Source organism: Sphingomonas sp. SRI_018 (genome assembly GCF_057586275.1).
This window is the reverse complement of sequence record NZ_JBYCZO010000002.1, coordinates 292,377-314,473: the sequence shown is the minus strand read 5'-3', so window position 1 is coordinate 314,473 and position 22,097 is coordinate 292,377. Positions and strand designations below refer to the sequence as shown.

24 protein-coding genes are annotated in these 22,097 nt (G+C 68.2%); 10 read left to right on the top strand and 14 right to left on the bottom strand.

The annotated features are described in order from the left end of the window. Positions 1–25 precede the first annotated feature (25 nt). On the bottom strand, positions 26–1,600 hold the full coding sequence (locus AC2YHA_RS13470; RefSeq protein ID WP_487402000.1) for an ATP-binding protein: 1,575 nt from the start codon (positions 1,598–1,600) through the stop codon (positions 26–28). A 232-nt stretch (positions 1,601–1,832) separates the two neighbouring features. On the opposite strand from AC2YHA_RS13470, the gene AC2YHA_RS13465 reads away from it, so the two are divergent. Beyond that, positions 1,833–2,030: a hypothetical protein gene (locus AC2YHA_RS13465; protein WP_487401999.1), complete on the top strand. Its 198-nt coding sequence runs from the start codon at positions 1,833–1,835 to the stop codon at positions 2,028–2,030. A gap of 21 nt (positions 2,031–2,051) precedes the next feature. Here the strand turns inward: AC2YHA_RS13465 and AC2YHA_RS13460 are convergent, their stop codons facing one another. Further along, positions 2,052–3,425: an alginate export family protein gene (locus AC2YHA_RS13460; protein ID WP_487401998.1), complete on the bottom strand. Its 1,374-nt coding sequence runs from the start codon at positions 3,423–3,425 to the stop codon at positions 2,052–2,054. A gap of 47 nt (positions 3,426–3,472) precedes the next feature. Here AC2YHA_RS13460 and AC2YHA_RS13455 point away from each other — a divergent pair, with 47 nt between their 5' ends. From AC2YHA_RS13455 to AC2YHA_RS13435, 5 genes are all read left to right on the top strand, one after another. Further along, the gene (locus AC2YHA_RS13455) at positions 3,473–4,429 is read left to right on the top strand and encodes a chromate resistance protein ChrB domain-containing protein (protein WP_487401997.1); all 957 of its coding nucleotides are present in this window, start codon (positions 3,473–3,475) and stop codon (positions 4,427–4,429) included. Continuing rightward, a complete protein-coding gene (chrA, locus tag AC2YHA_RS13450) occupies positions 4,426–5,832 on the top strand; it encodes a chromate efflux transporter (protein WP_487401996.1) in 1,407 nt (468 codons plus the stop codon). The genes AC2YHA_RS13455 and chrA overlap by 4 nt, the downstream gene beginning before the upstream one ends. Positions 5,833–5,903: 71 nt before the next feature. Further along, positions 5,904–6,593 (top strand): superoxide dismutase, encoded by a 690-nt coding sequence (locus AC2YHA_RS13445; RefSeq protein ID WP_487401995.1) that lies wholly within the window; start codon positions 5,904–5,906, stop codon positions 6,591–6,593. A gap of 13 nt (positions 6,594–6,606) precedes the next feature. Then, positions 6,607–7,062, top strand: a complete 456-nt coding sequence (locus tag AC2YHA_RS13440) for a chromate resistance protein ChrB domain-containing protein (RefSeq protein ID WP_487401994.1) — start codon at positions 6,607–6,609, stop codon at positions 7,060–7,062. 276 nt (positions 7,063–7,338) lie between these two features. Continuing rightward, entirely contained in the window at positions 7,339–9,303 is a 1,965-nt protein-coding gene (locus AC2YHA_RS13435) for a TonB-dependent receptor plug domain-containing protein (RefSeq protein ID WP_487401993.1), read from the top strand. Here the strand turns inward: AC2YHA_RS13435 and AC2YHA_RS13430 are convergent. Further along, positions 9,266–9,937, bottom strand: a complete 672-nt coding sequence (locus AC2YHA_RS13430) for a cation efflux transmembrane domain-containing protein (RefSeq protein ID WP_487401992.1) — start codon at positions 9,935–9,937, stop codon at positions 9,266–9,268. The genes AC2YHA_RS13435 and AC2YHA_RS13430 overlap by 38 nt on opposite strands. A gap of 67 nt (positions 9,938–10,004) precedes the next feature. On the opposite strand from AC2YHA_RS13430, the gene AC2YHA_RS13425 reads away from it, so the two are divergent. After that, positions 10,005–10,400, top strand: a complete 396-nt coding sequence (locus AC2YHA_RS13425; RefSeq protein ID WP_487401991.1) for a MerR family transcriptional regulator — start codon at positions 10,005–10,007, stop codon at positions 10,398–10,400. Positions 10,401–10,448: 48 nt separating this feature from the next. On the opposite strand, the gene rlxS is transcribed toward AC2YHA_RS13425, so the two are convergent. After that, complete coding sequence (gene rlxS / locus AC2YHA_RS13420; RefSeq protein WP_487401990.1) at positions 10,449–12,422, bottom strand: relaxase/mobilization nuclease RlxS; 1,974 nt, start codon at positions 12,420–12,422, stop codon at positions 10,449–10,451. A gap of 328 nt (positions 12,423–12,750) precedes the next feature. Here rlxS and AC2YHA_RS13415 point away from each other — a divergent pair, with 328 nt between their 5' ends. Further along, the gene (locus tag AC2YHA_RS13415) at positions 12,751–13,137 is read left to right on the top strand and encodes a response regulator (protein WP_487401989.1); all 387 of its coding nucleotides are present in this window, start codon (positions 12,751–12,753) and stop codon (positions 13,135–13,137) included. 145 nt (positions 13,138–13,282) lie between these two features. On the opposite strand, the gene AC2YHA_RS13410 is transcribed toward AC2YHA_RS13415, so the two are convergent. The 5 genes from AC2YHA_RS13410 to AC2YHA_RS13390 form a co-directional block, all read right to left on the bottom strand. Continuing rightward, positions 13,283–13,651 carry a hypothetical protein gene (locus tag AC2YHA_RS13410; RefSeq protein WP_487401988.1) on the bottom strand — a complete coding sequence of 123 codons (369 nt, stop codon included), beginning with the start codon at positions 13,649–13,651 and terminating at the stop codon, positions 13,283–13,285. A 544-nt stretch (positions 13,652–14,195) separates the two neighbouring features. Further along, complete coding sequence (locus AC2YHA_RS13405) at positions 14,196–14,876, bottom strand: lytic transglycosylase domain-containing protein (protein WP_487401987.1); 681 nt, start codon at positions 14,874–14,876, stop codon at positions 14,196–14,198. Beyond that, entirely contained in the window at positions 14,873–15,466 is a 594-nt protein-coding gene (locus AC2YHA_RS13400) for a S26 family signal peptidase (RefSeq protein WP_487401986.1), read from the bottom strand. The genes AC2YHA_RS13405 and AC2YHA_RS13400 overlap by 4 nt, the downstream gene beginning before the upstream one ends. Then, positions 15,459–15,686: a helix-turn-helix transcriptional regulator gene (locus AC2YHA_RS13395; RefSeq protein WP_487401985.1), complete on the bottom strand. Its 228-nt coding sequence runs from the start codon at positions 15,684–15,686 to the stop codon at positions 15,459–15,461. Before AC2YHA_RS13395 ends, AC2YHA_RS13400 begins: the two co-directional genes overlap by 8 nt. Before the next feature lie 164 nt (positions 15,687–15,850). Then, positions 15,851–16,171: a DUF736 domain-containing protein gene (locus AC2YHA_RS13390; protein ID WP_487401984.1), complete on the bottom strand. Its 321-nt coding sequence runs from the start codon at positions 16,169–16,171 to the stop codon at positions 15,851–15,853. A gap of 385 nt (positions 16,172–16,556) precedes the next feature. Between AC2YHA_RS13390 and AC2YHA_RS13385 the strand changes: the two genes are divergently transcribed. Together AC2YHA_RS13385 and AC2YHA_RS13380 are read left to right on the top strand one after the other, a co-directional pair. Next, positions 16,557–17,027, top strand: a complete 471-nt coding sequence (locus AC2YHA_RS13385; protein ID WP_487401983.1) for a thermonuclease family protein — start codon at positions 16,557–16,559, stop codon at positions 17,025–17,027. 71 nt (positions 17,028–17,098) lie between these two features. Continuing rightward, a complete protein-coding gene (locus tag AC2YHA_RS13380; RefSeq protein ID WP_487401982.1) occupies positions 17,099–17,440 on the top strand; it encodes a DUF4440 domain-containing protein in 342 nt (113 codons plus the stop codon). 178 nt (positions 17,441–17,618) lie between these two features. Here the strand turns inward: AC2YHA_RS13380 and AC2YHA_RS13375 are convergent, their stop codons facing one another. The 5 genes from AC2YHA_RS13375 to AC2YHA_RS13355 form a co-directional block, all read right to left on the bottom strand. Continuing rightward, positions 17,619–19,466 (bottom strand): ParB/RepB/Spo0J family partition protein, encoded by a 1,848-nt coding sequence (locus tag AC2YHA_RS13375; protein ID WP_487401981.1) that lies wholly within the window; start codon positions 19,464–19,466, stop codon positions 17,619–17,621. A 105-nt stretch (positions 19,467–19,571) separates the two neighbouring features. Then, the gene (locus tag AC2YHA_RS13370; protein WP_487401980.1) at positions 19,572–20,003 is read right to left on the bottom strand and encodes a DUF2958 domain-containing protein; all 432 of its coding nucleotides are present in this window, start codon (positions 20,001–20,003) and stop codon (positions 19,572–19,574) included. A gap of 369 nt (positions 20,004–20,372) precedes the next feature. Beyond that, positions 20,373–20,498, bottom strand: a complete 126-nt coding sequence (locus AC2YHA_RS13365) for a hypothetical protein (protein ID WP_487401979.1) — start codon at positions 20,496–20,498, stop codon at positions 20,373–20,375. 116 nt (positions 20,499–20,614) lie between these two features. Beyond that, on the bottom strand, positions 20,615–21,940 hold the full coding sequence (locus AC2YHA_RS13360; RefSeq protein ID WP_487401978.1) for a glycoside hydrolase family 130 protein: 1,326 nt from the start codon (positions 21,938–21,940) through the stop codon (positions 20,615–20,617). Further along, positions 21,921–22,094, bottom strand: a complete 174-nt coding sequence (locus AC2YHA_RS13355; RefSeq protein ID WP_487401977.1) for a hypothetical protein — start codon at positions 22,092–22,094, stop codon at positions 21,921–21,923. The genes AC2YHA_RS13360 and AC2YHA_RS13355 overlap by 20 nt, the downstream gene beginning before the upstream one ends. Positions 22,095–22,097: the final 3 nt, after the last annotated feature.

The following is a 22,097-nucleotide window of genomic DNA, read 5'->3' as shown; positions in this document are numbered from 1 at the left end:
CCACCTCCAAGCAGGGCAGCGCCGTTCAGTTTCTTACGAACTTGAGATTGTAGAGCTTTTTCAGGACACCTTCGACGACTGCGCGAAAGTCGGCCAGATCCGCGTCGCTCACGCCCGCCGTAGCGCGCTGATGGATCAACTTGTTTCGCATATCGCTGTAATGGCCGATCTTTTTCCAAGTGTCCGGCTTCAGGGTGACGTATTTCTGCACTTCCTGATGCACCTGATGCCTGGTGCGGAAAATGTTGAGCAACTGTGCGTCGGTGTAGTGCGTTCCTGAATCGCGAACCAGGTATTCCTTGAAAGCTATTTCAAGGGTGCTGTCCAAAACGATGAGGGCAATTCGGTTCTTCTGCTCCAAGGCCTGCTTCGAGATCAAATCCGCCGCGATCACACCTTCGTAGAGGCCTTTTACCCAAGGTTTCTTATTCGCGACGTTCTTATTCGCCTCCGTTATCACATCCCCGTATCGGGGTCGCGACTTCGGCATTGGCGGCAGGTAAGACTTCTTCGCCGCCGGGAAATCCTCGACCGGCACATCGATGATCGCGCCCTCCTTGTGCGCGAAAACCTTATCCGGCCAGTCGCCCATCCAGATGCGCGAAAGGGCAGCATAGTCCTTGACCACTTCCATTAGCCATGCATGAAGCGCCTGAAACACTTCATGTTTCGTGCTGATATCCGACTTGCTGCTGTTCCACGGCATCGAGCGGGCGTCGCCCTTCAACGACACCAGAACCTTCGCCAGCGACACCTTAGGGTGAGGGAGGCCCGCATAGCCCTTCATGAAACCCATGTCGAAGGTCTTAAGAGCGCGCGCCACCAAGCGATCGTTGCAGTAGAAGTAGACGCCGTATTCGCCTGTGGCAGGACTGGATTCGTCGCTTAGGCCTGCGATCGCCTCAACCCGAACCGTGCGGCCATCGTCGGCTTTCACCTCTCCCGTATATCGCCGCGGCTCGTAGTCCGGCGGATATGCCCAGTTGTCAAAAAATGTCGGAATAAGCGGGGCGCCATTAAGCTCGATTGTAACGGCCGCGTTCGTCAGAAACTTCGCATATGTCGCACTGAGATGATCGCGGAGAAGATCGATCGCTTCATCCGTGATCTGCATCCGCAGCCTTTGCAGATCCACGACCGTCGTGCTGGGCCGAATTCCATCCACTTCGTAAAGTGGCAACTCCCAGCTCTCATCCTCAAGCCAATTGTCGTCGAACTCGACCTGATGAGCTTTGTTCTTTCCGTGGCGCGTGGCGATCCGGATATCCTGGGCCAAGGCTACTACTGCGCGTTTGGTGCCGACGCCAAAAATTCCGATGGTCTCGTCCGTCGGAGCGGACCCGGTTTGACCGGGGCCGACGATATAGCTCAACTCGCTCTTCGGCAGGCCTCCGGCGTTGTCCTCCACGCAAATGCGCTGCTGATCCTTGTCAAGCGTCAACTTGATCGTGATCGGAGAAGATCGTCCCTGTCTAACCCATACATCGAGACCATTATCAACGAGCTCGCATAGCGAACGGTTGAGATCGTAATCCGCGATGATCGAAAGAAAGAGACGCTTCGATGGCGTCGCCTGTAATGTGCCTACTTGCGTCTTCACGAGTTGCCCCTCCCCGGTCCGGAAGAATAGAGCAGAACTGGCAGCTTAGCGAGATGTTCATAGAGCTTACTTTGAACACCCAGAGACAGAGGCGGCCGGTCTTACCGGACGCTTCCTACTCTCGACGGACTCCCCTCTCGCGACGTGCGCAGGCGCTTGCTCAATGTTCCCCTAATGTTCTAAAGCCCGTGCCGGCGCCCCTCACGGCGATTCGATCTATCTGGAGTCCGCCATGCAGCACGATGCCTGCCTGCGCGCCGCCGCGCGCGCGATCTACGATGCCTGTTACCCGACCGAGGAACTCGCGCCGGTCGGTTTCGAGGAAGCCGAGCGATACGGGACGATCCACTATCGCCGGGCCGTCGAAGCCGCGCAGAACGCGCGGCCGCACCTGCTGTACGATCGCGAGGCGCAGCCAAGCCTGTTCTAGGTCCTGTCTCCGTCCTGGCCGTCAGAAAACCGTCGTCAGCGCGACCGAGACATAGCGCGTGTTGCCGGTCCGCGGCGCGTTGGGTGCGGCTTCGAGGAAGCGGCCCTTGCCGAGCCAGACGGCGTTGAGCTCGGCGCGCAACCGCCGCGGCATGAGCCACCAGCGGACGCGCCCGTCGAGCTGATGTCCGGCGAAGCTGCCCGATCGGCCGCTCAGGTCGCGCACGCCGGTGGACGAGAAAGCATCGGTCCGCTCGGCGAGCCACATTGCTCGGTAAGTGATGAACCCGTCGAGCCGCGGCGTCGGTGCCATCTCGAGCCGGATGCCAGGCGTGCTGATGTTCGCCCGGCCGATCGCATTGTAGAGCCCGGCGGGCGCCAGGTCGGCGCGGCGCATACCGAACAGCGTGTCGAACCTGCCATAGGAACCGCCCGCGCGGCCGCCGCTCGCATAATCATATTCGATCGAGAGTCGCGCCTTGAGCGAACCCGGAAAGCTGTATCCGGCATCGGCGTGGAGGAACCAGGCCGAGACGTCGAGCTCGGGCGCGGCTGCCGCCGTCGAAGCCCGGATCGTGCCGAGCTGGTAGATGCCTTCGATCTCGAAATCGGCCTTGCCAGGTGCCGGCTCACGGATCAGGCGCGCGCTGACGCTGTGGAGGTGACGGTTGCGCGTCGGACGCGCGGGAGCGTCGCGCTCCGCCAACCCGAAATACCCCAACTCCGCCGTCGCGCCCGCGATCACGCGCGGCCGGCTCACCAGCCCGCCCCAGAGTTGGAGATCCAAGCCCTCACGATCGAACTTGTGCCGATTGTCGAGGATCGCCTGCGGATCGTCGGGCAGGCGGACCTGCGGCAGCGTATAGATGAGCACGGCCTGGGTGCCGTCGGCGCCGCGGAAGTCGGCGCGCAGGCCAGTATAGCCATTGGTCGTGTTGCGGTATTCGTCGGCGGCGACCAGCCGGCGCGAGCCGAGGTTGAGCATGAACCGCCCGACCTGGAGCGAGGTGCGGGTGTTGCGGCCCAGCGCCGATCCCAGGTCGGCGGCGACATAGGCCTGGACTGGCTCGAGGACGTTGACCTCGCCGGTGCCGATCCCGCTGCGCGCATCGCCGCCATAGGCGCGGCTGTCGTAGAGCTCCGCGCCGATGCGGATCGGGCCCTTGCGGTATTCGGCGAGAATGGTGGTGCGGATGCTGACCAGCTCGTCCTCGGCGTTGATGCCCGGCCGGACCTGCCCACCGATCGCCTCGTAGCGCAGGCGCACCGACCCGGAGACCGTGAGCCCGTCTTCCTGCGGCGGCGAGGCGGTGGGCGCGGTCTGCGCTGCTGCGCCGGTGGCGCATGCCAAGGTCAGCGTGGCCAGGCTCGCACGAGCCGCGGGGCCAAATTTCATTAGATGCATATGTATCTTCCGATTCGATTCTATGATACATATGCATCATGACTCGGAGCGACGACAAGACAGCCTGGCTTGCGCTGCTGCACCAGCTTCCCGCCAAGCCGCCCTATCTGCGCGTCAAGGTCGGGCGGCGCCTGCAGGCGATCGGCGCGGTGCCGCTCAAGAACGCCGTGCATGTACTGCCGAAGCAGGATGAGGCGGCGCACGTCCTTGCCGAGCTCGCGGACGAGATCCGCACGAGCGGCGGCGAGGCGATCCTGATCGAAGCGCGCCTCATCGCGGGGCAGAGCGATGCCGAGCTGCGCGCCGAGTTCGATGCGATCCGCGATGCCGACTATGAGGAGATCGCGCAGGATGCGCGCAGGCTGATCGAGACGGCACCGGTCGCCGGCTCCGAGATCGAGCGGCTGCGGCGGCGATTGGCGGACGTGGTCCGACTCGACTTCTTCGGCGCGCACGGGCGGCAGGGCGCCGAGGCGGCGCTGCGCGAGCTCGAGGAGCGCCGATTCAGCCACCCCGACATCAGCCGGAGCGAGCCCGCGCCCGCACTCGCGCCTGAGGACCTCAAGCGTCGCATCTGGGTGACGCGCCGCGGCGTCCATGTCGACCGCATCGCCTCGGCCTGGCTGATCCGGCGCTTCATCGATCCAGAGGCGAGCTTTAAGTTCGTCGACGGCAAGGGGTATGTGCCCGAGCCCGGCGAGCTCCGGTTCGACATGGCCGATGCCGAGTTCACCCATGAAGAGGACCGCTGCAGCTTCGAGACGCTGGTGCTGCGCGCCGGCCTCGACGATCCGGCGCTCGCCGCGATCGGCGAGCTGATCCACGAGCTCGACATCGCCGACGGCAAGTTCGAAAGGCCCGAAGCGGCGGGCCTCGGCGCAATGCTCAATGGCATCTGTGCGTCCAGCGAGGACGATCTCGAGCGGATCGCGCGCGGGAGCGACGCGCTCGACCAGTTCCACGCCTATTTCAGCAACCGGAAGGCGCCACGATGACCGACGCCGTATCCCTCAACCCTGTCCTCGAACCCGCAGCAGAGGCGAAGGATCACGGCATCCCGTTCGGCGAGGCCGTCAAGGTTTGGGCGCGGATCGCCGCGCTCTCCTTCGGCGGCCCTGCCGGGCAGATCGCGGTGATGCACCGCATCCTCGTCGACGAGAAGAAGTGGATCGGCGAGGAGCGGTTCCTGCACGCGCTCAACTACTGCATGCTGCTGCCCGGCCCCGAGGCGCAGCAGCTCGCGGTCTATATCGGCTGGCTTTTGCACAAGACCAAGGGCGGGCTGGTCGCCGGCGCGCTGTTCGTGCTGCCGGGCTTCCTCGCGATCCTGGGCCTCAGCTACGTCTATGTGCTGCTCGGCCAGGTGCCCTTGGTCACCGGCCTGTTCTTCGGCCTGAAAGCGGCGGTGCTGGCAGTCGTGCTGCAGGCGGTTGTGCGGGTGGGCTCGCGCGCGCTCAAGAACAATATGATGCGCGGCCTTGCGGCCGCCGCCTTCCTCGCGATCTTCCTGCTCGACGCGCCATTTCCCCTGATCGTGCTCGCCGCGGCGCTGATCGGCTTCTTCGGCGGCCGCGCCGGCCATCCCGCGTTCAAGGGCGGCGGCGGGCACGGCGCCGCCAAGGGCGAGGTGGTGCACGACCGCGATACCGCGCTTGGCGAGGGGCTGCCCGACCATGCGCGGCCGAACCTGTCCTGGTCGCTGCGCATCTCCGGCGCTTTGCTGCTGGTCTGGCTGGGGCCCGTGGCGGCACTGCTGTTCGCGTTTGGCCCGAATGATGTGTTCAGCCGCATCGCCACCTTTTTCAGCCAAATGGCAGTAGTGACCTTTGGCGGCGCCTATGCCGTGCTCGCCTATGTCGCGCAGGAGGCGGTCGAGACCTATGGCTGGCTTCAGCCCGGCGAGATGCTCGACGGGCTCGGCATGGCCGAGACCACCCCCGGACCGCTGATCATGGTGACCCAGTTCGTCGGCTTCCTCGCCGCCTTCCGCGAGGCGACCGGGCTGCCGCCGCTCGTTGCCGCGACGCTGGGCGCGATCCTCACCACCTGGGTCACTTTCTTGCCCTGCTTCCTGTGGATTTTCGCCGGCGCGCCGTTCGTCGAGCGGCTGCGCGGCAACCATGCGCTCTCGGCCGCGCTCGCCGCGATCACTGCCGCGGTGGTCGGCGTGATCCTCAATCTCGCAGTGTGGTTCGCGATCCACACACTGTTCGGGCAAGTGCGGGAGGTCCCCTTTGCCGCCGGCACGATCGACGTACCCGTGCTGGGAACCGTCAACTGGCCGGCGCTGCTGCTCGCCGCTGGTGCGATCGTCGCGGTGTTCCGGTTCAAGGCGGGCGTGCTGCCGGTTCTCGGCGTCTGCTCGGCGCTCGGCGCCGCCTATGTGCTGTTCCTCTGAAGGAGTGAAGCGTGACGACCGATCTTTCCCGACGCAGCGCAATCGCAACCCTCGGCATCGGAGCCGCCGCCATGACCATCAATGAAGCCTCCGCCCAGACCGCGGCCGCAGCGCCGCCGCCCGTCCCGGCCTTCGCCGGCAACCACCAGGTCAAGCCGCTCAAGTTCGATCCCGCGAAGCTGGTCGGCCTGTCCGAGCGGCTGATCCGGTCGCATCACGAGAACAACTATACCGGCTCGGTCCGGGCGCTGAACATGATCGAGGGCCGGCTCGCCGCGGCGCTCGCCGACCCGGACCTGCCGCCGGTGGTCTATGGCGGATTGAAGCGCGAGGAACTGCACCGCACCGGCTCGGTCGTGCTCCACGAGATCTATTTCGACGGGCTCGGCGGTGACGGCCAGGCGGCCGGCTCGATCCGCGACGCGCTGGGCGCGGCGTTCGGCTCGTTCGACCGTTGGGAGACCGATTTCCGCCGCACCGGCATGAGCCTTGCCGGCGGCTCGGGCTGGTGCGTACTCGTCTACAATCTCCACACCCGCTCACTGCACAATCACTGGGCATGGGATCACATGCACGGAGCGATCGCCGGCGTGCCGCTGCTCGCGCTCGATATGTACGAGCACAGCTTCCACATGGACTATGGCGCCGCGGCCGCGCGCTACGTCGACGCCTTCTTCCGCAACGTCGACTGGGAGACGGTCGAGCGCCGCTATGAGCATGCGCGCGCCGCGGCCTCGGTCGAGCCCATGGCTGGAGGATGAGAGGAGAAGCGCCATGAAATGGGTCACCCGCGAGCGTCCCAAGATCGACCGCATCGCCTGCCCGTGGCTGATCGCCCGGTTCATCGATGACGAACCCGAGTTCCTCTACGTGCCGAGCGACCAGGTGCTGGCCATCGCCGAGGATCAGGGCGCGATCCCCTATGACATTCCCGATGTCGAACTGAGCCATGTCGGCGAGAAGTGCAGCTTCGACGCGTTCCTCGACCGATACGATCTCGGCGACGACCCCGCACTCCGACAGCTCGCCACGATCGTCCGCGGCGCCGACACTTCGCGCCTCGACCTCACGCCGCAGTCAGGCGGGCTGTTCGCGATCTCGCTGGGGCTGTCCGCGAACTTTCCCGACGACCACGAGATGCTCGAGCACGGCATGACAATGTACGATGCGCTTTACGCCTGGTGCCGCTCCGGCCAGGGCGAAACCCATAACTGGCCGCCGAAGAGCTAGAGCAAACGTGATCGCGGCAATATTCAGTAGCGAATGGGCATGCAGCCCGGGTCCCCCCAGCAGGTGCTGAACGCTGTCGGCTGCGTTGACCGTCGATGCGCCGGCGAAAGCGAACGTCAGCAGCAGGTACAGGCTCCGGCGCGCAGCCTCCCGCCCGGTTCGACATAGGCGCTTGACCCTGTAGTTACTACAGGCCCCATGAGGCAGTCGGCCGTCCTTTGGTGCTTGCGCTCCAAGGGGCGGATCACTGCAGCTGGATCTTTTTGGGGAACATCGTTGGCTTACAGAACTGCGCTGTCTTTTTTCCGCCTGGCCGGCGCACTCCTGCTCACAACGACGGCGGTCGCGCCGCCAGCATGGGCGCAGGATCGGGACGATCCTGAGGAAGAGGAAACCGAGATCGTTGTCCAGGCGACCCGCACCGGCCGCCGCGTGCAGGACGAGCCGATCCGCGTCGAGGTCATCAACCGCGAGGAGATCGAAGAGAAGCTGCTGATGACCCCCGGCAACATCGCCATGCTGGTCGCCGAGACGCCGGGGGTTCGGACCCAGGTCACCTCGCCCTCGCTCGGCGCCGCGAGCATCCGCATGCAGGGGATGAAGGGGCGCTACACCCAGCTCCTATCCGACGGACTGCCGCTCTATGGCGGACAGGCGCCGGCCATCGGATTGCTGCAGATCCCGCCGACCGATCTCGGCCAGGTCGAGGTCATCAAGGGCGCCGCCTCGGCGCTCTACGGCCCGTCCGCGCTGGGCGGCGTCATCAACCTCGTCTCGCGCCGTCCGGGCGACGCGCCCCAAGGCGAGCTCGTCCTCAACGCGACCAGCCGCGACGGACAGGACGTGACCGCCTATGCCGCAACCCCGCTCGGCGGCGACTGGAGCACGTCGATGACCGGCGGGTTCAACCGCCAGAGCCGCCAGGACCTGGACGGCGACGGGTGGGCCGACATGCCCGCCTATGAGCGCTGGACCGTGCGCCCGCGCCTGTTCTGGACCGGCGCCGACGGCGCCAAACTCTATCTGACGGCCGGGGCGATGACCGAGCAGCGCGAGGGCGGCACCCTGCCGGGCCGCACCGCGCCCGATGGCCAGCCGTTTGCCCAGACCTTGGACAGTACGCGCTTCGACGGCGGCCTGGTCGCCGAAGTGCCGTTGGCGCCGGGCACGCTCCATCTGCGCGCCTCGGGCATGACCCAGAGCGACGATCGCCGGTTCGGCGCAACGATCGAGGAAAACCGGCGCCGGACCTTGTTCGGCGAAGCCTCCTTCTCGGGCCGCTCGGGGTCCACCTCGTGGCTCGCGGGCGCTGCCTTCCAGGCCGACCTGTTCCGCTCGAAGAGCTTTCCGGATTTCGACTACAGCTACGCCGTGCCGGCGCTGTTCGCGCAGGTCGAGCAGGACGTGGCGAGCGAGCTGACGCTCGCGGGCAGCGCGCGCTGGGACGCGCACAGCGAATATGGCTCGAGCCTCAGCCCGCGGCTGTCGCTGCTCTACCGCCCCGGACCCTGGACGGTGCGGGCTTCGCTCGGCCGCGGCTTCTATGCGCCGACGCCCTTCGTCGAGGAGATCGAGGAAGCCGGGCTCTCGCGGCTCGCGCCGCTCGCCAACCTGAAGGCCGAGACCGCCGATACCGCCTCGCTCGACCTCGGCTATGCCCGCGGCCCCGTCGAGGCGAGCGTCACCTTCTTCGCCTCCAACATCGACAACGCCGTGCAGCTCACGACCATTGCGCCCGACCGGGTCGCGCTGGTCAATGCCGGCGGCCTCACCCGCACGCGCGGTGCCGAGCTGTTCCTGCGCTACCGCTGGCGGGCGTTCACGGTCACCGGCAGCTATGTCTATGTCGACGCCAGCGAGCCCGATCCCGACGCCGCCGGCCGCAGGACGATGCCGATCACCCCGCGCCACAGCGCCGGGCTCGTCGCCATGTGGGAGCAGCACGGGCGGGGGCGGTTCGGGCTGGAGGCCTATTATACCGGCCGCCAGCAGCTCGACGACAATCCCTACCGCACGAGGAGCCGGCCCTATTTCGAGCTGGGCGCGATGGGCGAGCTCGTGTTGGGGAGGGTCAGCCTGTTCCTCAACGCCGAGAACCTGCTGAACATCCGCCAGACGAAATATGATCCGTTGCTGCTGCCGCAGCGCGCGCCCGACGGGCGCTGGACGGTCGATGCCTGGGCGCCGACCGACGGGTTCACGGTCAACGGCGGAATACGCCTGCGCTTCGGCGGGGAGTGAGCCGGCACCCGGCCGTGCGCTCATCGCGCAGCTCGCCAAGCGCTTGGCGCATGATCTGCCACCCGCCGCTGACGCCGAGGCCCGAGAGGATCGCCGCGACGATGATGTCGGGCCAGCCGGTCCCCGTTCCGAACACGCCGGCCGCTGCCGCCACCACGGCGAGGTTGCCGATCACGTCGTTGCGCGAGCAGATCCATACCGACCGCCGGTTGGCGTCGCCCTCGCGATAGCGCCAGAGCATGCTGGCACAGGCGAGGTTCGCGACCAGCGCAACCGTGCCGATGATCCCCATCGTCTCGGCCTTCGGAAGCGTCCCGGCCATCGCCATCCAGACCGTGCTGGCCAGCACCCACAACCCCAACAGAAGCAGCGACGCGCCTTTCGCGAACGCCGCCCGCGCGCGCCACGTGAGCGCCAGCCCGGCGACGCCGAGGCTGATCGCATAGTTGGCGGCGTCGCCGAGGAAGTCGAGCGCATCGGCCTTGAGCGAGGCGGAGTGGGCGACCACGCCCGCCGCGAGCTCGACGCCGAACATGCCGGCGTTGATTGCGAGTGCGATCCAGAGCACGCGCCGCCATGCCTTGTCATGGGTCGGCGCGGCCGTCTCGCAGCCTCCGCAACATCCGCCGGCCATGTCGTCACCTCGTTTTGCTCGTCGTGACGACCTATCTAGTCCCTGTAGCAACTACAGGGTCAAGGCGATGGCGCTCACGATCGGCGATCTCGGCAAGGCGACGAACACCAAGGTGGAGACGATCCGCTACTATGAACGGATCGGCCTGCTCGCGAAGCCCGAGCGGACGGGCGGCAACTATCGCGCCTACGACCAGGACGCGCTGGCGCGGCTCAGCTTTATTCGCCGCGCGCGCGATCTCGGCTTCTCGCTCGACCAGGTGCGCGAGTTGCTCAGCCTTTCGTCGCAGGACCAGCGCGACTGCGGCTCGGTCGATGCGATCGCCAACTCGCATCTCGCCGAGGTCGACCGCAAGCTTGCGGACCTGGCGGCGCTGCGCCGCGAGCTGAGCGCGGTCATCGCATCGTGCGACGGCGGCACGATCGCCGAGTGCCGCATCCTCGAGGCGCTCGCGCCGCGCTGACGGCTGCATCGCGTCGAATTGCGTACTCACCGCTGTCGCCCGCTTCCGTCACGAAATCGTCGGCCCGCTCCTGCCGCGGCCGATCGTCCAGCTGATCCCGTCGCCGCGAACGCGGCCGGACACCGTCTTGCCAACGTGCCGGTCGAGCACGGGACGCCAAGGCACGAGAGTGAACTCCCGGCTCTTCTCGATCAGCGCGTGACGCCCGCTCAGCAGATCGACGGGACGGCGGTAGATGCCTTCGACGCGTGCGCCCTCCGGCGTCTCCCGGAACGGCAGCCCGAGCTCGTCGGAAAGCTGCGCCGCGATACGCAGGAGCTCGCGCCGTCGTAACGTGTCGATCAGGCCGGTTGCGAACGCCGTGCCACTCGCCTGCTCCTCGGCCAGGCCTTGCGCGATCAGCCATTGCCGGCGCTGCCGCTGCGCATCGCGGACCGCCTGCCCGAACCCGGCCTCGCGCAGCGGCTCGGGCGACGCCGCGACGAGCTCGCGATCGAGCCACGTCGCGGCGTCGGCTCCGGTCAGCCGCTCGAGCGGCTCGGCGGACAGCGCCTCCACGCGTACCGGAGCTTCCCTGGCGCGGGCCGCCTCGTAAGCGGCGGCGCGGTCGAGATGATCGGGCGCGATGATCCAGCTGCCGTCGGTCGCGCGTTCCACCGCGCCGGACCTGCGCCGCATCGCTTCGAGCCGGCGGACATGCGTCTCGGCGAAGGCCTCGGTCGCGGTCGCATCGTGGCGCAGATGCGCGTCGATCGTATAGCGCCCGCCATTGGCGGCGGCGACCGCGGCGATGGTCCGGTCTACCTCGCGGACCGCCGGTCGCTCGGGCGCGATCCGAACGATCGCGCCGGCCGGAAGCGGCGCCAGCGCCTCGGCCCTGCCGATGTCGACATAATGGGTGCGGCCATCGGTCGCCTCGACCAGCAGGTAATGGCGGTCCCTGTGCTCGTCGGCGAGGCCGCGCTCGAGGACGCGGCCGGTGATCGGGCGCCCGTCCGGGGCCATGGGCTCGTAGATAGCGAGATCGGCCGCTGCCGGTGCGATACCGCGTTCCGTGTACGCGCGCTGCAGGGTGCGGATGATGTCGCCGCGCTCGCCCATCCGGCGCAGCGTATCCTCGATGCCCTCGGCAAGGCGCCAACCTCCCTCTTGCAGGCGCTCGGCGAGACCGAGCCGCGCCAGGGTGGCGAGGCGGCCCGTGCGAAGGCTCTGCTGGAAGGGGTCGCGTGCCAACGGGGCCACGACCCGGTCGGCGTCCATCTCGCCGATCAATCGCCGGTCGATGCCGGTCAGCCGCTCCTGGCCGATCTCGGCGCGCAGCCGCGCCTCGATGTCGCGGTCGCTGCGCGGCCCAAGGTCGAGGTCGACGAGCTCGGCGGCGCGCTCACGGATGCCGCGGGTCAGATAGTCGGGGGCGATGACGAGATCGCGGCCGCGCTCGTCCTTCCCGCGCACGATGACATGGGTGTGCGGATGGCCGGTATTGAAGTGATCGACCGCCACCCAGTCGAGCCGCGTGCCGAGATCCTGTTCGAGCCGCGCCATCAGCCGCCGGGTCAGGTCCTTGAGGTCGGCATATTGGTCGCCGTCCTCGGGCGAGACGATGAAGCGGAACTGATGGCGATCGTCGGCCTGTCGGTCGAGCCAGCTCTTGCCGTCCACGGTGTCGGCATCGCGGCCATAGAGCTCGCCCGGCCGGCCGTCGCGGGTTACGCCGTCACGCTGGACGTAGCGCAGGTGCGCGCGGGCACCGTCGAAACCCTTGCCGGCGAGCTTCGCGAGGCGCGCTTTGACGATGACGCGGCGCTGGCGCCAGGCGGCGTAGCGGTCGCGCCGGGCGAGCAGGCGTCCGACACCGGCGCCGCGGCCGATCCGGGTGGCGGAATAGGAAGCGCCTCGGCCCGAGCCGCCGCGCGCGAGATTGGTCGCGGCGAGCACACGCGATAGATAGGTTCGGCCGCGCTTGCCACCGCGGCTGCGGATGCGGCCGAGCCGCGGCTCGAATTCATCTTCTGTCGCCACCGGTCGATCCCCGTCTGGCGCCCCGCGGCAATCATGCCTTGCGCGTCGCGCGGTGAAAACCGGTGCCGCTGTAAGGGGCGGATTTCTGCGGTTTCCGGCGCCGACGGCACTGTCCGCCAAGCGGCAGTGCCGTTCATTCTTACGAAAAACGATGTGCAGGCAAACACTTACGGCAACAGGAGTGCCAGCGCTTTATCTTGCCTTACGTGACTTTCTGCTGTGGAGGCGGCAACGAATGGCGCCGGAGAACGTTTGATCGAGATCAGATTGCGTTCTTGACCTCGAATGCCTCGATCTCGATTGCGCCAACCGAGCGGGGGACCTGCCCTTGAACGAAACGGTTCGCATCCTCGTCGTCGATGACGAGGCAATGATCGTGATGACGATCGAAGACGCACTACGGCATGCCGGATATCACGTCGAGATAGCGCATTGCGGCTCGGACGCGCTGTCGATGCTCGAGCGAATATCCGAGATCGCGGGCGTCGTCACCGACATCAACATGGGCGCCGGAGCCGATGGCTGGGAACTCGGGCGCCACGCACGCCGGCACAACCCGGCGGTTGCGATCGTCTACATGTCGGGAGACAGCACGATGGACTATCCGGCGGAGGGCGTACCCGGCAGCATCATGATCCAGAAGCCGTTTGCCACGGACCAGATCCTCGCGGCCGTCTCGACGCAGCTCGAAAGGATCGCCAGCGACCTCGTTTGAGCCCGCCCTTACGCTGCGGCGCCGAACATTTTCGCGCGCCAAAGCCCGCTGCCTCGTGTCCGCTCGACAGCCTCCCGCCGAGGCAAAAAGAGAGCGGGAGCGACGCCAATCCGACGCCGCTCCCGCGCGCGAAACTGCCCGCATGTCAGCGCATGCGCTCGAATGCTTCGTGGGCATCCCGCGCGCTCTGCATCAGCCTGAGCTTGCAGATATCGTGCACCGCGCCGTCGCCATCGACGATGCAGGTGGCGACGAACCATGCACGCTTGAGCACGCCCAGAATCGCGATCCGTTCGAGTTCGAGGCTCTCGTCGTCGGCGTCGATCTCGCCTTCGTAGCGGCCGAGATGCCGCTCCATCATGCGGCTCTGCCAGTGGAAATCGGCGAGCTCCGCATCGAGGAACCGCGCGGCGATCTCGACGCTGCCCTCGCGTCCGAACTGCGCTTCGATTCCCGCGATGAGCGCCGGATAGGCGTCGCGGGTTTCGACCTGGAGAATGGAAATCATCGTCATGACGAACCTCCGAAGCTGTCGTCCTCTCGACTGAGGACGGACGTTCGGAGACGGGGGGCGGAGCGGCTGTCAGGGCCGCGGAGGCGCAGCCGGAGCGCCGCGAAGCGGCGGCGGAGGAACCGATTTTGTCGCGCGGCAAACCAACGAACGCGCGCGCGAAGCGCGCTCCCTCTCGCGGCAAAATTGGAGGGGCCGCCGGCCTTGCACAGCCGCTGCGCCGGCCGTCATGCTGGGCCTTGCCGAGACGAGCCCCACCCCTTTTTGTGAGCGACCGCGTTAGGCGCGCTGGCGATCAGCCGCTGTTCCCAAGTTGGACCCGGACGGTGGCGGTGCCGCGCTTCCGCGGTGCCTCCGGCGTCAAGCGCGCCTGCGCCAGCCGCACCGCATGCAAACGCGCGTACCCGACATGCGGCTGCTGTAGCGCCATAGGTGGCCGCGCAGCAGGCACTTGCCGAACTTGAGCAAATGGACGCCCATGACGGTCCTCCCGGACCTATCGAATCGCTTTGGTATCAAACGATCCGGGGCGGCGCTTTCATCCCGATCAGGGTTGTGGGCGCTGCACCGCCTCAGTGGCGAGCGTGACGAACAGGCGCGATCGCGGCGTCTCCGCTGCGCGCGCCTGCGGACCGCCGGCGGGATTGGCGCGCTCGATGACAAACAGGGTCGCGCGCTGCGGCGGCGTTTCGGGAGGGGCGGCTGGCAGCGTAGATCCGCCGCCGAGTTGCGCCAGATAGGCGCGGGTCTCGGCAGGCAGCGGCCCATTGCCGGCGAGCCAGGCGGCGTAGCGCGCCGGGCCGGCATTATAGGCGCCGAACAGGCCAGGATAGCCGAAGCGGTCGTACATCATCCGTAAGTAAAAGGTGCCGGCCAGGATATTGTCGCGGGGGTCGTGGGGGTCGGCGCCGAGCCCGAGCCGGGCGCGCAGCTCGGCCCAGGTTCCGGGCATGATCTGCATGAGCCCCATGGCGCCGGCGCGGCTGGTGATCGGACGGCCGTCTAAGTGCGTGCGCCCGCCGCTTTCGGCGCGCATCACGCGCTCGATCCAGTCGAGCGGGACGCCGAAGCGCTGCGAGGCCTCGCGCGAATGGGCGCGCCAGCGAGTCACGGCGTCGGCTGGAACGTCTCGCTCGGTAGCGGCCTGCCCGACCTGCCACGCAGCGGCCGAAGGCGCGAAGAGCAGGACGGCAGCGCCCGCCCAAAGGGCCGCGGGAAGCCGGATCATGCGCCGGTCTCCGGGGCGTGCCTGGTCCAGAGCGGGTGGGCGGTCCCGACCACGTCCGAGGTCCGGCTGATCCCGAAATAGCGCCCGTCGAACGACGCTGGGCTGGCCGGATTGAGGAGCAGCAGCTCGCCCGCTCGCAGCCTCCGGCACCCTTCCCAGCGCGGCAGCGGGCGACCGAGCCGGTCGGCGGCGAGCCGGCGGACGACAGGGCGGCCGTCGATCGTGAGCATGCCGTCGATCCCGCAGACGCGCGCGCCCGCGACCGCGGCGACGTGCTTGATCGCCGGCACGTTGTGCGGAAGGTAGCGCCGCTCCGCGGCGAGCCGTCGCGCTGGCCCGGGCAGCCAGGCGACGACCAGGTCGCCGCGTGCCGGCGTCGTTGCTGCGCCGACCCGGTAGAGCCCGATCGGCGCGCTCGCGCTGGCGTTCCAGAGGAGGCGCGGGCGCGGCGGAACGGCGATGGTGAGGCCGATAGCGGCGACGCCGAGCGCGACCGCGCAGGCGCTGCGGCGCGACCGCCGGCGCCGCCGGACGCTCCGCCGCCGCGCCTGCGCGTGGGCGAACAGCGGCAGGTCGCGCGGGTCAGCCATGGCCGCCTCCGCGCGCGCTGGCGGCCGACCAGGCCTCGATATCGTCGATATGGTAGCGCCAGGTTCGGCCGTGGCGGCGGCAGCGCGGGCCCTTGCCGGCAAGCCGCATCGCCTTCAGCGTCGAATAGGCGATTCCCAAGTGGAACGCGGTCTGCTTGGCGGTGAGGAAGGGGCAGGATACACGCGCGGCCTTGGCGCGCGCTTCGGCGTCGTCGTCCATGTCTCGGGTCCGGTTCTGGGGCGGCGACAACGCGCCGCAACGAGCCGAGGCTGGCCGAAGCGCGCCGCGTCCGGCAGGGTCGGAATCGCATCCATGCAAATTCGACTCCCCATTCTCACGGACTTGCGCTCCCGCGCTTGCCGGCGCGGGAGCGCTTGGCCGATTCAGTCGGCCGGGTTCCAGATGATGGCGAAGGCGTCGTCATCGTCCTGGCCCGCCGCGCGGCCGAGGTTGGCGTAGAGCCGGCGCGGCCCGAACTCGGGGGCGGCGAGGCTCAGCGAGACATAGTCCTTGCCGGACATCTCGCCGCGTCGGACCCAGCCGGCGCCGACCTCGACGCCGCCGGCCGAGACGCGATAGTCGGGCTGCGTGTCGCTGCTCTTCGAGCGGTTGGGCAGAATCTCGATCTCGGTGCGGATCGAGAGGGTCTTGAGCTGGCCCTTGAAGCCTTCGCCTTCGCGGGTGACATAACCGATTGCGGGCATTGATCGTCTCCTTAGGTATCTCGCCCGAACCGTCTCCGGGCGATGGGCGGACCGAAGGAACGGGCCGAGCCGGACGCGCGAACCCGCCAGGGCCGCAGCGTCAGCGGAGGACCGGAGCGGGCGCGCTTATTTGGAGCGAAGCGGCGCGAGGAGCCGGCGAAGCCGGCGGGGAAATAAGCGCGTGCGCGATGGTTTCGCGGGGCCGGCGACCGTTCCAGGTCATGCGCCCAAGGAGCCGGAGACGGCGGCGCGAGCGGCCGGACGACGCTGCCCGACGTCGAGCCGGGTCCCCATGCGGAAGAGAGCGCACTGGCCAGATCTGCGCCCCAATAGACGTGCCGCAGATCGATTGCCCGACGCCGATCGGCGCGATAGCGGCCCCCGCATGGACAGGAATCGGCGCGGGTCAAGGAGACCGGATGGACAGGGCGAGGCGGGGTCGGCGCGGCGCATCGGAGCTTGCGCCGCCGCGTTTGTGGTTGCGCTGCTGCTCGGCGCAGCCGCGCCCGCGCAGCCGGGGCACGTCGCCTATGTCATCGACGGCGACACGTTCCGCCTGGCGAGCGGCGAGCGCATCCGCATCGCCGGGATCGACGCGCCCGAGACGCAGCCGGGGCAGGCGAAATGCGCGCGCGAGATCGCGGCGGGCCGTACGGCAACGGCGCTTGCGCGCGGGCTGCTGATGGGCCGCACCGTGCGGGTCGCGCGGCTCGGCCGCAGCTACAATCGCACGGTCGCGCGGGTGACGCTCGACGGCCGCGACGTCGCCGCGCGCCTGGTCCAGGCGGGCGCTGCGCGCTGGTGGCCGCGCGGCGCGCGCAAACCCGACTGGTGCAGCGGTCGCGGCCGGCGCTGACCCTTGCGCGATGGTCTTGCGGGCAGGAAACCACCGTCAGGCGGGTGCGTTGCCGCGACGAAGGACAACGCATGGACGAAGCAGGCTTCTGGAAGCTGGAGGAATCCTTCTGGACCGGCGGTGAAGACTTTTATGCCGAAACGCTCGACCCCGCCTGTCTGATGGTCTTTCCCGCAATGGGCGCAATCGACGCGGCAGCCGCGGTGGAAGGCCTTCGGCAGGCGCCGCGCTGGCGGTCGGTCGAAATGACCGATCGCCATCTGGCGCGTCCGGCCGACGAGATCGCCGTTCTCGCCTATCGGGCACTAGGCCGGCGCGACGAGGGGTCGCCGTACCGGGCCTGGTGCGGCTCGACCTATCGTCGCGACGGGGAGCGGTGGCGGCTCATCCAGCACCAGCAGACGCCGGCTTGACGAACGGCGACGACGCGGGCCGATCAGCGCCGGCCGGCGATCGTCGCGTCCCGCGGAGATCGCGCCGTTCCACGGCTTTGGCGCTCAGCCGCCCTCAATGGCGGCTGCGCGCGACCGGATTTGCGGGATATCTCGCGCAAGGATCGGCGGGGCGGCAATCGCCGCCCCGCCCATTCTCTCACGCCGCCAGCGCCTGCGCGGGCTCGCCATTCACCGGGTCCGCATCGCTCGCGTCGGCGTCCGGCATTGCCACGGCAGCCGGTGCGGGCGCATCGGGGTCCGGGTCGCCGTCGGCGCGCGCGGCGGCGACGAGCGCGTGTGCCGCAACCGTGCCGACCCCGCCGCGCGTGGTGTAGGCGGCGGGCGGGAACGCCATCCATTTCGGCACCCAGCGCTCGATCTTGGAGCGCCCGTTCGCGCCTTCGAGATGATCGACGGCGATGCGCTTCAAGGTCTTGAGCTTCTCGCCCGCATTGGCGCGGGCGACGGTCTCGCCCGCGATCTCGGCGACGATCCGGCCCATCACCTCGCGGTCGCGGACCAGCTCGAAGAAAGCCGCATCCGCCTGCCACCAGTCGGCCATGTCGAGGCCGATATGGAGCCCCAGCGCCTCGGTCGCCGGAGTTCCGGCAGCGAGGCTTTCGCCCATGACGACCGCGATCGCGTCCATAACGGCGGCGTCGGGTAGTGCGAGCAGCCGGGCGAACAGCGCGGCGAGGGTGTCCGCCGGTCCATCGGCGTCGGCGATGGCACCGCCGATCACGGTCGGCTCCTCGGGCGAGAAGCCGAGCAGGGCGAGCACCGCACGACGGCGCTCGTCGAACACCGTCTCGCCGCGCGAGACCTCGACGCTCTCGCGAACGTCCTCGGAACGCGCCGACTGCGGTTCGATCCGCACCTGCCAGAGCGGCGAGCCGGTGATGGCGTGCGCGACCAGCAGCCGCAGCGCGACGCTCGGCGAGTCGAGCAGCGCGGCACGCACGGCGGCGTGGCGGTGCAGGTCGATATAGGTCTGCATCGCCGAGCTGATCTCCGGGCGCGGCGGCTTGGGCGCGCCGGGCGCGTCGCCGCTCTCGATGCGCCGAGCCTCTTTGCGGGTGAGATAGCCCTCGTGGAAGATCACCTCGCCGGTCGCGCGAACGTCGATGTAGACGCGCCCGCCCTTGCGCTTGGGAGCCTTCTCATATTCCCAGCCATGGAAATGCTCGGACGGCGGGACGATCACCGCATCGGCCCATCCGGCTTCCAGATAGGCGGCGCGGCGCGCTTCGACGGCGGCGTTCTGCGCGGTCCAGAAGGCGTCGGCGTCCGCGAAATAGCGGTCGTCGCCGAACAGGTCGGCGATCACGGCGAGCCCGCTCGCCTCGACGTCGAACAACGCATGGGCGGTGCTGATCGACTGGCCGCCGAACAGCCATGCCTTGAGCTGGTATCCGGTCGGCGCATAGCCGTCGGGATCGTCGGCGAGCGCAAGCCACGCGCGCTGCTGGCTCTTGCTGGCGAGGGTCAGGTGGCGGACGGTCACCCGGTCGATCTCCTCGCGGGCATACATCTGCCGGATGCGCGGGAGCAGGTTGCCGAGCGCGAGGACGCGCTTCACCGTCAGCTCGGGCAGGCCGAAGGTGGCGGCGATATCGTCCACCGAGCGGCCCTCCTTCACCAGCCGGGTGAAGGTTTCCCATTGGGTGACCTCGTCGGGGTCGAGCCGGGCGAGGTTCTCGATCAGCGAGGCCTCGATCGCATCGGCGTCGTCGCCGCTGTCGAGGATCGCGCAGGGAAGCTGGCAGGCGTCGGGCTCGGCGCTGTCCTGCTCCTCGGCGACGAGCCGTGCGGCGTGGAAGCGGCGGCTCCCGGCGACGATCTCGAACCGGTCGGGCGCGCCGTTCGCACGCACGATCAGGGGCACGAGGATGCCGCGTGCGCGCACGGTCGGGAGGATATCCGACACATCGGGCGGGCGCTTGGCATGACGCATGTTGGCCTTGCTGACTTCGAGCTTGTCGAGGGGAATGAATTCGAGTTTCATCACACGCACTCCGTTGGAGTGCCGGTCCGTCTTGTCTTGCAGGGTGAGGCGGACCGGCTTGGTCGGCGGCGGACGGCCGCCACGTCATCCGGTTCCTCGGCAGGCTCAGGTCTGGCCTGCCTTGGAGTCCGGAAGCTCGGTCCCGCCCCCATCGCCATCGTGCGGCGCGTTTCCGTCGCCGGAGGCGAGAAGCCGCTCCGCCGAGAGGATCGAGCCCGCCTGCCGCGCGGCCTCGGCCCATTCCGACAGCGGGTGGGTAGTCGAGAAGAAGAGGTCCCGCTCGATGCGCAGCCCGAACGGGAGCCGGACGCTCGCGATTTCGGCGAGGCTGAAGCTGCCCAGCTCGGGGCAGCCGAAGCCGAGATCGGCGAGGCCGAACAGCGTGTCGCCATCGGCGTCCAGCTCGGTGGCGAGCCAGGTCGCGGCCCCGCAGGGGTTGAAGAACTTCACCACCGGCACGGGGTCGTGACGGGGTTGGCACGCGGCTTCGGCATTGGCTCGAAGCGCCGCGCGCAAGGCTTGGGTAAGCAGGTCCATATTCGCCTCCTCACCGCCCTGAAAACCCCACGGCCTTCCCCGGAAAGCGGGGGTGGGCGGCGAGAGGCGACCGGAAAGGCGCGGGCCCGAGCGGCGGCGGCACCCGAAGGGCCGCAATGGCAATGGAGGAGCCGGCCCTAGCCGGCTTGCCGCCGCCGCGTCCGCGCCTAGGAGGGCGCGCCGCCCACTCCCGCGCATCCGGGAGAGGCCACGAGCCTGCGCCGCCGCGCCTGCGCGGCGACCGCTGATGCGCCAGTGATCGTCACCATCGGGCCGAGCCGTGCGCAAGCGGGGCTCGGCGGCAAGGGCAGCGCCCTGAGCCGTAGAGCGCGATCGAGCGCGGCCCGCGCGCACGCGCCGGCATCTGGATCACCCAATGCTGGTCGCTGCCCAGAGCTTGAACAGGATGGTCAGGACGATCTCGATAATCAGGAAGATGATCAGGATCGCCATCAGAAGGGCGTCCAAACCAGCCTGGTGGGATTTGTCTTCCATCGCGCACCTCCGGTTCTTCTCTGAATTCCGCCGCGCTCTGGTGCGATCAGGAAAGATACGAGGTCATCACGGACACCGGCTCTCGGTGCCATCTCGTTTCAGCCGGAGAGAACCGCTCATGCCATCGTCGCGAGAAGGGTATCGATCGACGCCGTCGCGAAGGTCGTGAAGGAGTCCGCAACGCCATACGGCAGCAGCAAGGTTCGCCCGACGACGATGGCGCCGCACGTGTAGGCGACGTTGGGAACATAGCCGTCGCGGGTTTCGGGGCGGGGCCGGATCAAGGGTTCGGTCGAACGGGCGAGCAGCTTCGACGGATCCTGCTTATCGAGCAGGCACGCGCCCAGACAATAGTTCCGGACCGGCCCTACGCCATGGGTGATCACCAGCCATCCCTCGTCCAGCTCGATCGGCGAGCTCGAATTCCCGAGCTGGATGAACTCCCAGGGCCAGCGCGGTGAGATGATGACGTCGCCGTTCTCCCAGCTGTAGATGTCGTTCGACCTCAGCAGCCAGATATTCTCATGGTCCTGGCGGCCGAGCATCGCATAGTGACCGCCAATCCGTTGCGGAAACAGCGCCATGCCCTTGGTTCCGCTCATCGCGCCGCGCAGTGCGCTGAGCTCGAAGCTCACGAAGTCGCGCGTCCGCAGCAGCTCCTGGCGGATCGCCTCGCCGCTGAACGCGGTATAGGTCCCAAAATAGGTGACGTGGCCATCCTCGTCGGTGAAGCGGACGAGGCGCAGGTCCTCGATGCCGTGTCGCTGGCGGAAGGTGACGGGAAAGATCACCAGTTCGGAGAGATCATCGTGCGCGCCGTAATAGAAGCGTACGCCGGGATCGTCCGGGGCGCCGCCGGGGATCGTCTCGATCTGAGGGGAAACGGCGCGAGGACTGGGCGGATCTATGACGAGCGTGCCTGTTTCCGAGAAGGTCCCCGTGCGGAAGATGATCGAGGAGACATGGCCCTCGCCCACGCCGCGCAGCGACAGCACCACGCGTATCGCGTCCGGTGCCACGTCGTCCTGGTCGGGATGCGGCACGATGCTCGGGTTGAACAGCGCCGCGGCCTCGAACGAATATTCCTCGACGAAGTATGCGCCTGCGAGCAGCGCCTGTTCAGCGCTGACCTCCCGGCCGTCGGCCTGCGGCTCGACCAGGTCATAATAGCGCCGCCGCAGGACGGGTTCGACATCGCGGTGGCGGTCCGACAAGCTTTCGATCACCCGGCCCAGCTCGACGCGCCGTGCCTCGTCGCTCAACGACAGCACGCGATCGAGGATGCGCGCGACCCGCGGCCGCGCCAGGCCATGGGGGATGCCTCCATTCTCCGCGGGTACGAACGGGCGCAGGACGACACGGGCCGGCGCCGGCCGAAGCAGCAGGTCAAGCGGCCGGACGAGTCCGACAGATGCCTGCCCCTCAGGGTTGGGACCAGGCAATGATCAGCACCCAGAAATCGCTGAGCACGATCCAAAGGAGACGTGCGAGCACGAAGAGGAGCAGCAGCGCGATGCCGGCGGCTACCCAGTCGGGCAGCGCCGGCCGCTTTCGCGCCGGATGCACGGCGGGAACCTCGGAGCGCCGCCTCGCCATTGG

Excerpts from the sequence above, each read along its gene's own strand:
- chrA (WP_487401996.1), top strand. The coding sequence starts at position 4,426 with ATGACCGACGCCGTATCCCTCAACCCTGTCCTCGAACCCGCAGCAGAG.
- AC2YHA_RS13395 (WP_487401985.1), bottom strand. The coding sequence starts at position 15,686 with ATGGACGACGACGCCGAAGCGCGCGCCAAGGCCGCGCGTGTATCCTGC.
- AC2YHA_RS13455 (WP_487401997.1), top strand. The coding sequence starts at position 3,473 with ATGACTCGGAGCGACGACAAGACAGCCTGGCTTGCGCTGCTGCACCAG.
- AC2YHA_RS13430 (WP_487401992.1), bottom strand. The coding sequence starts at position 9,937 with ATGGCCGGCGGATGTTGCGGAGGCTGCGAGACGGCCGCGCCGACCCAT.
- AC2YHA_RS13375 (WP_487401981.1), bottom strand. The coding sequence starts at position 19,466 with ATGAAACTCGAATTCATTCCCCTCGACAAGCTCGAAGTCAGCAAGGCC.
- AC2YHA_RS13385 (WP_487401983.1), top strand. The coding sequence starts at position 16,557 with ATGGACAGGAATCGGCGCGGGTCAAGGAGACCGGATGGACAGGGCGAG.
- AC2YHA_RS13410 (WP_487401988.1), bottom strand. The coding sequence starts at position 13,651 with ATGACGATGATTTCCATTCTCCAGGTCGAAACCCGCGACGCCTATCCG.
- AC2YHA_RS13445 (WP_487401995.1), top strand. The coding sequence starts at position 5,904 with ATGACCATCAATGAAGCCTCCGCCCAGACCGCGGCCGCAGCGCCGCCG.
- AC2YHA_RS13390 (WP_487401984.1), bottom strand. The coding sequence starts at position 16,171 with ATGCCCGCAATCGGTTATGTCACCCGCGAAGGCGAAGGCTTCAAGGGC.
- AC2YHA_RS13355 (WP_487401977.1), bottom strand. The coding sequence starts at position 22,094 with ATGGCGAGGCGGCGCTCCGAGGTTCCCGCCGTGCATCCGGCGCGAAAG.
- AC2YHA_RS13400 (WP_487401986.1), bottom strand. The coding sequence starts at position 15,466 with ATGGCTGACCCGCGCGACCTGCCGCTGTTCGCCCACGCGCAGGCGCGG.
- AC2YHA_RS13380 (WP_487401982.1), top strand. The coding sequence starts at position 17,099 with ATGGACGAAGCAGGCTTCTGGAAGCTGGAGGAATCCTTCTGGACCGGC.
- AC2YHA_RS13370 (WP_487401980.1), bottom strand. The coding sequence starts at position 20,003 with ATGGACCTGCTTACCCAAGCCTTGCGCGCGGCGCTTCGAGCCAATGCC.
- AC2YHA_RS13465 (WP_487401999.1), top strand. The coding sequence starts at position 1,833 with ATGCAGCACGATGCCTGCCTGCGCGCCGCCGCGCGCGCGATCTACGAT.
- AC2YHA_RS13460 (WP_487401998.1), bottom strand. The coding sequence starts at position 3,425 with ATGAAATTTGGCCCCGCGGCTCGTGCGAGCCTGGCCACGCTGACCTTG.
- AC2YHA_RS13440 (WP_487401994.1), top strand. The coding sequence starts at position 6,607 with ATGAAATGGGTCACCCGCGAGCGTCCCAAGATCGACCGCATCGCCTGC.
- AC2YHA_RS13365 (WP_487401979.1), bottom strand. The coding sequence starts at position 20,498 with ATGGAAGACAAATCCCACCAGGCTGGTTTGGACGCCCTTCTGATGGCG.
- AC2YHA_RS13425 (WP_487401991.1), top strand. The coding sequence starts at position 10,005 with ATGGCGCTCACGATCGGCGATCTCGGCAAGGCGACGAACACCAAGGTG.
- AC2YHA_RS13405 (WP_487401987.1), bottom strand. The coding sequence starts at position 14,876 with ATGATCCGGCTTCCCGCGGCCCTTTGGGCGGGCGCTGCCGTCCTGCTC.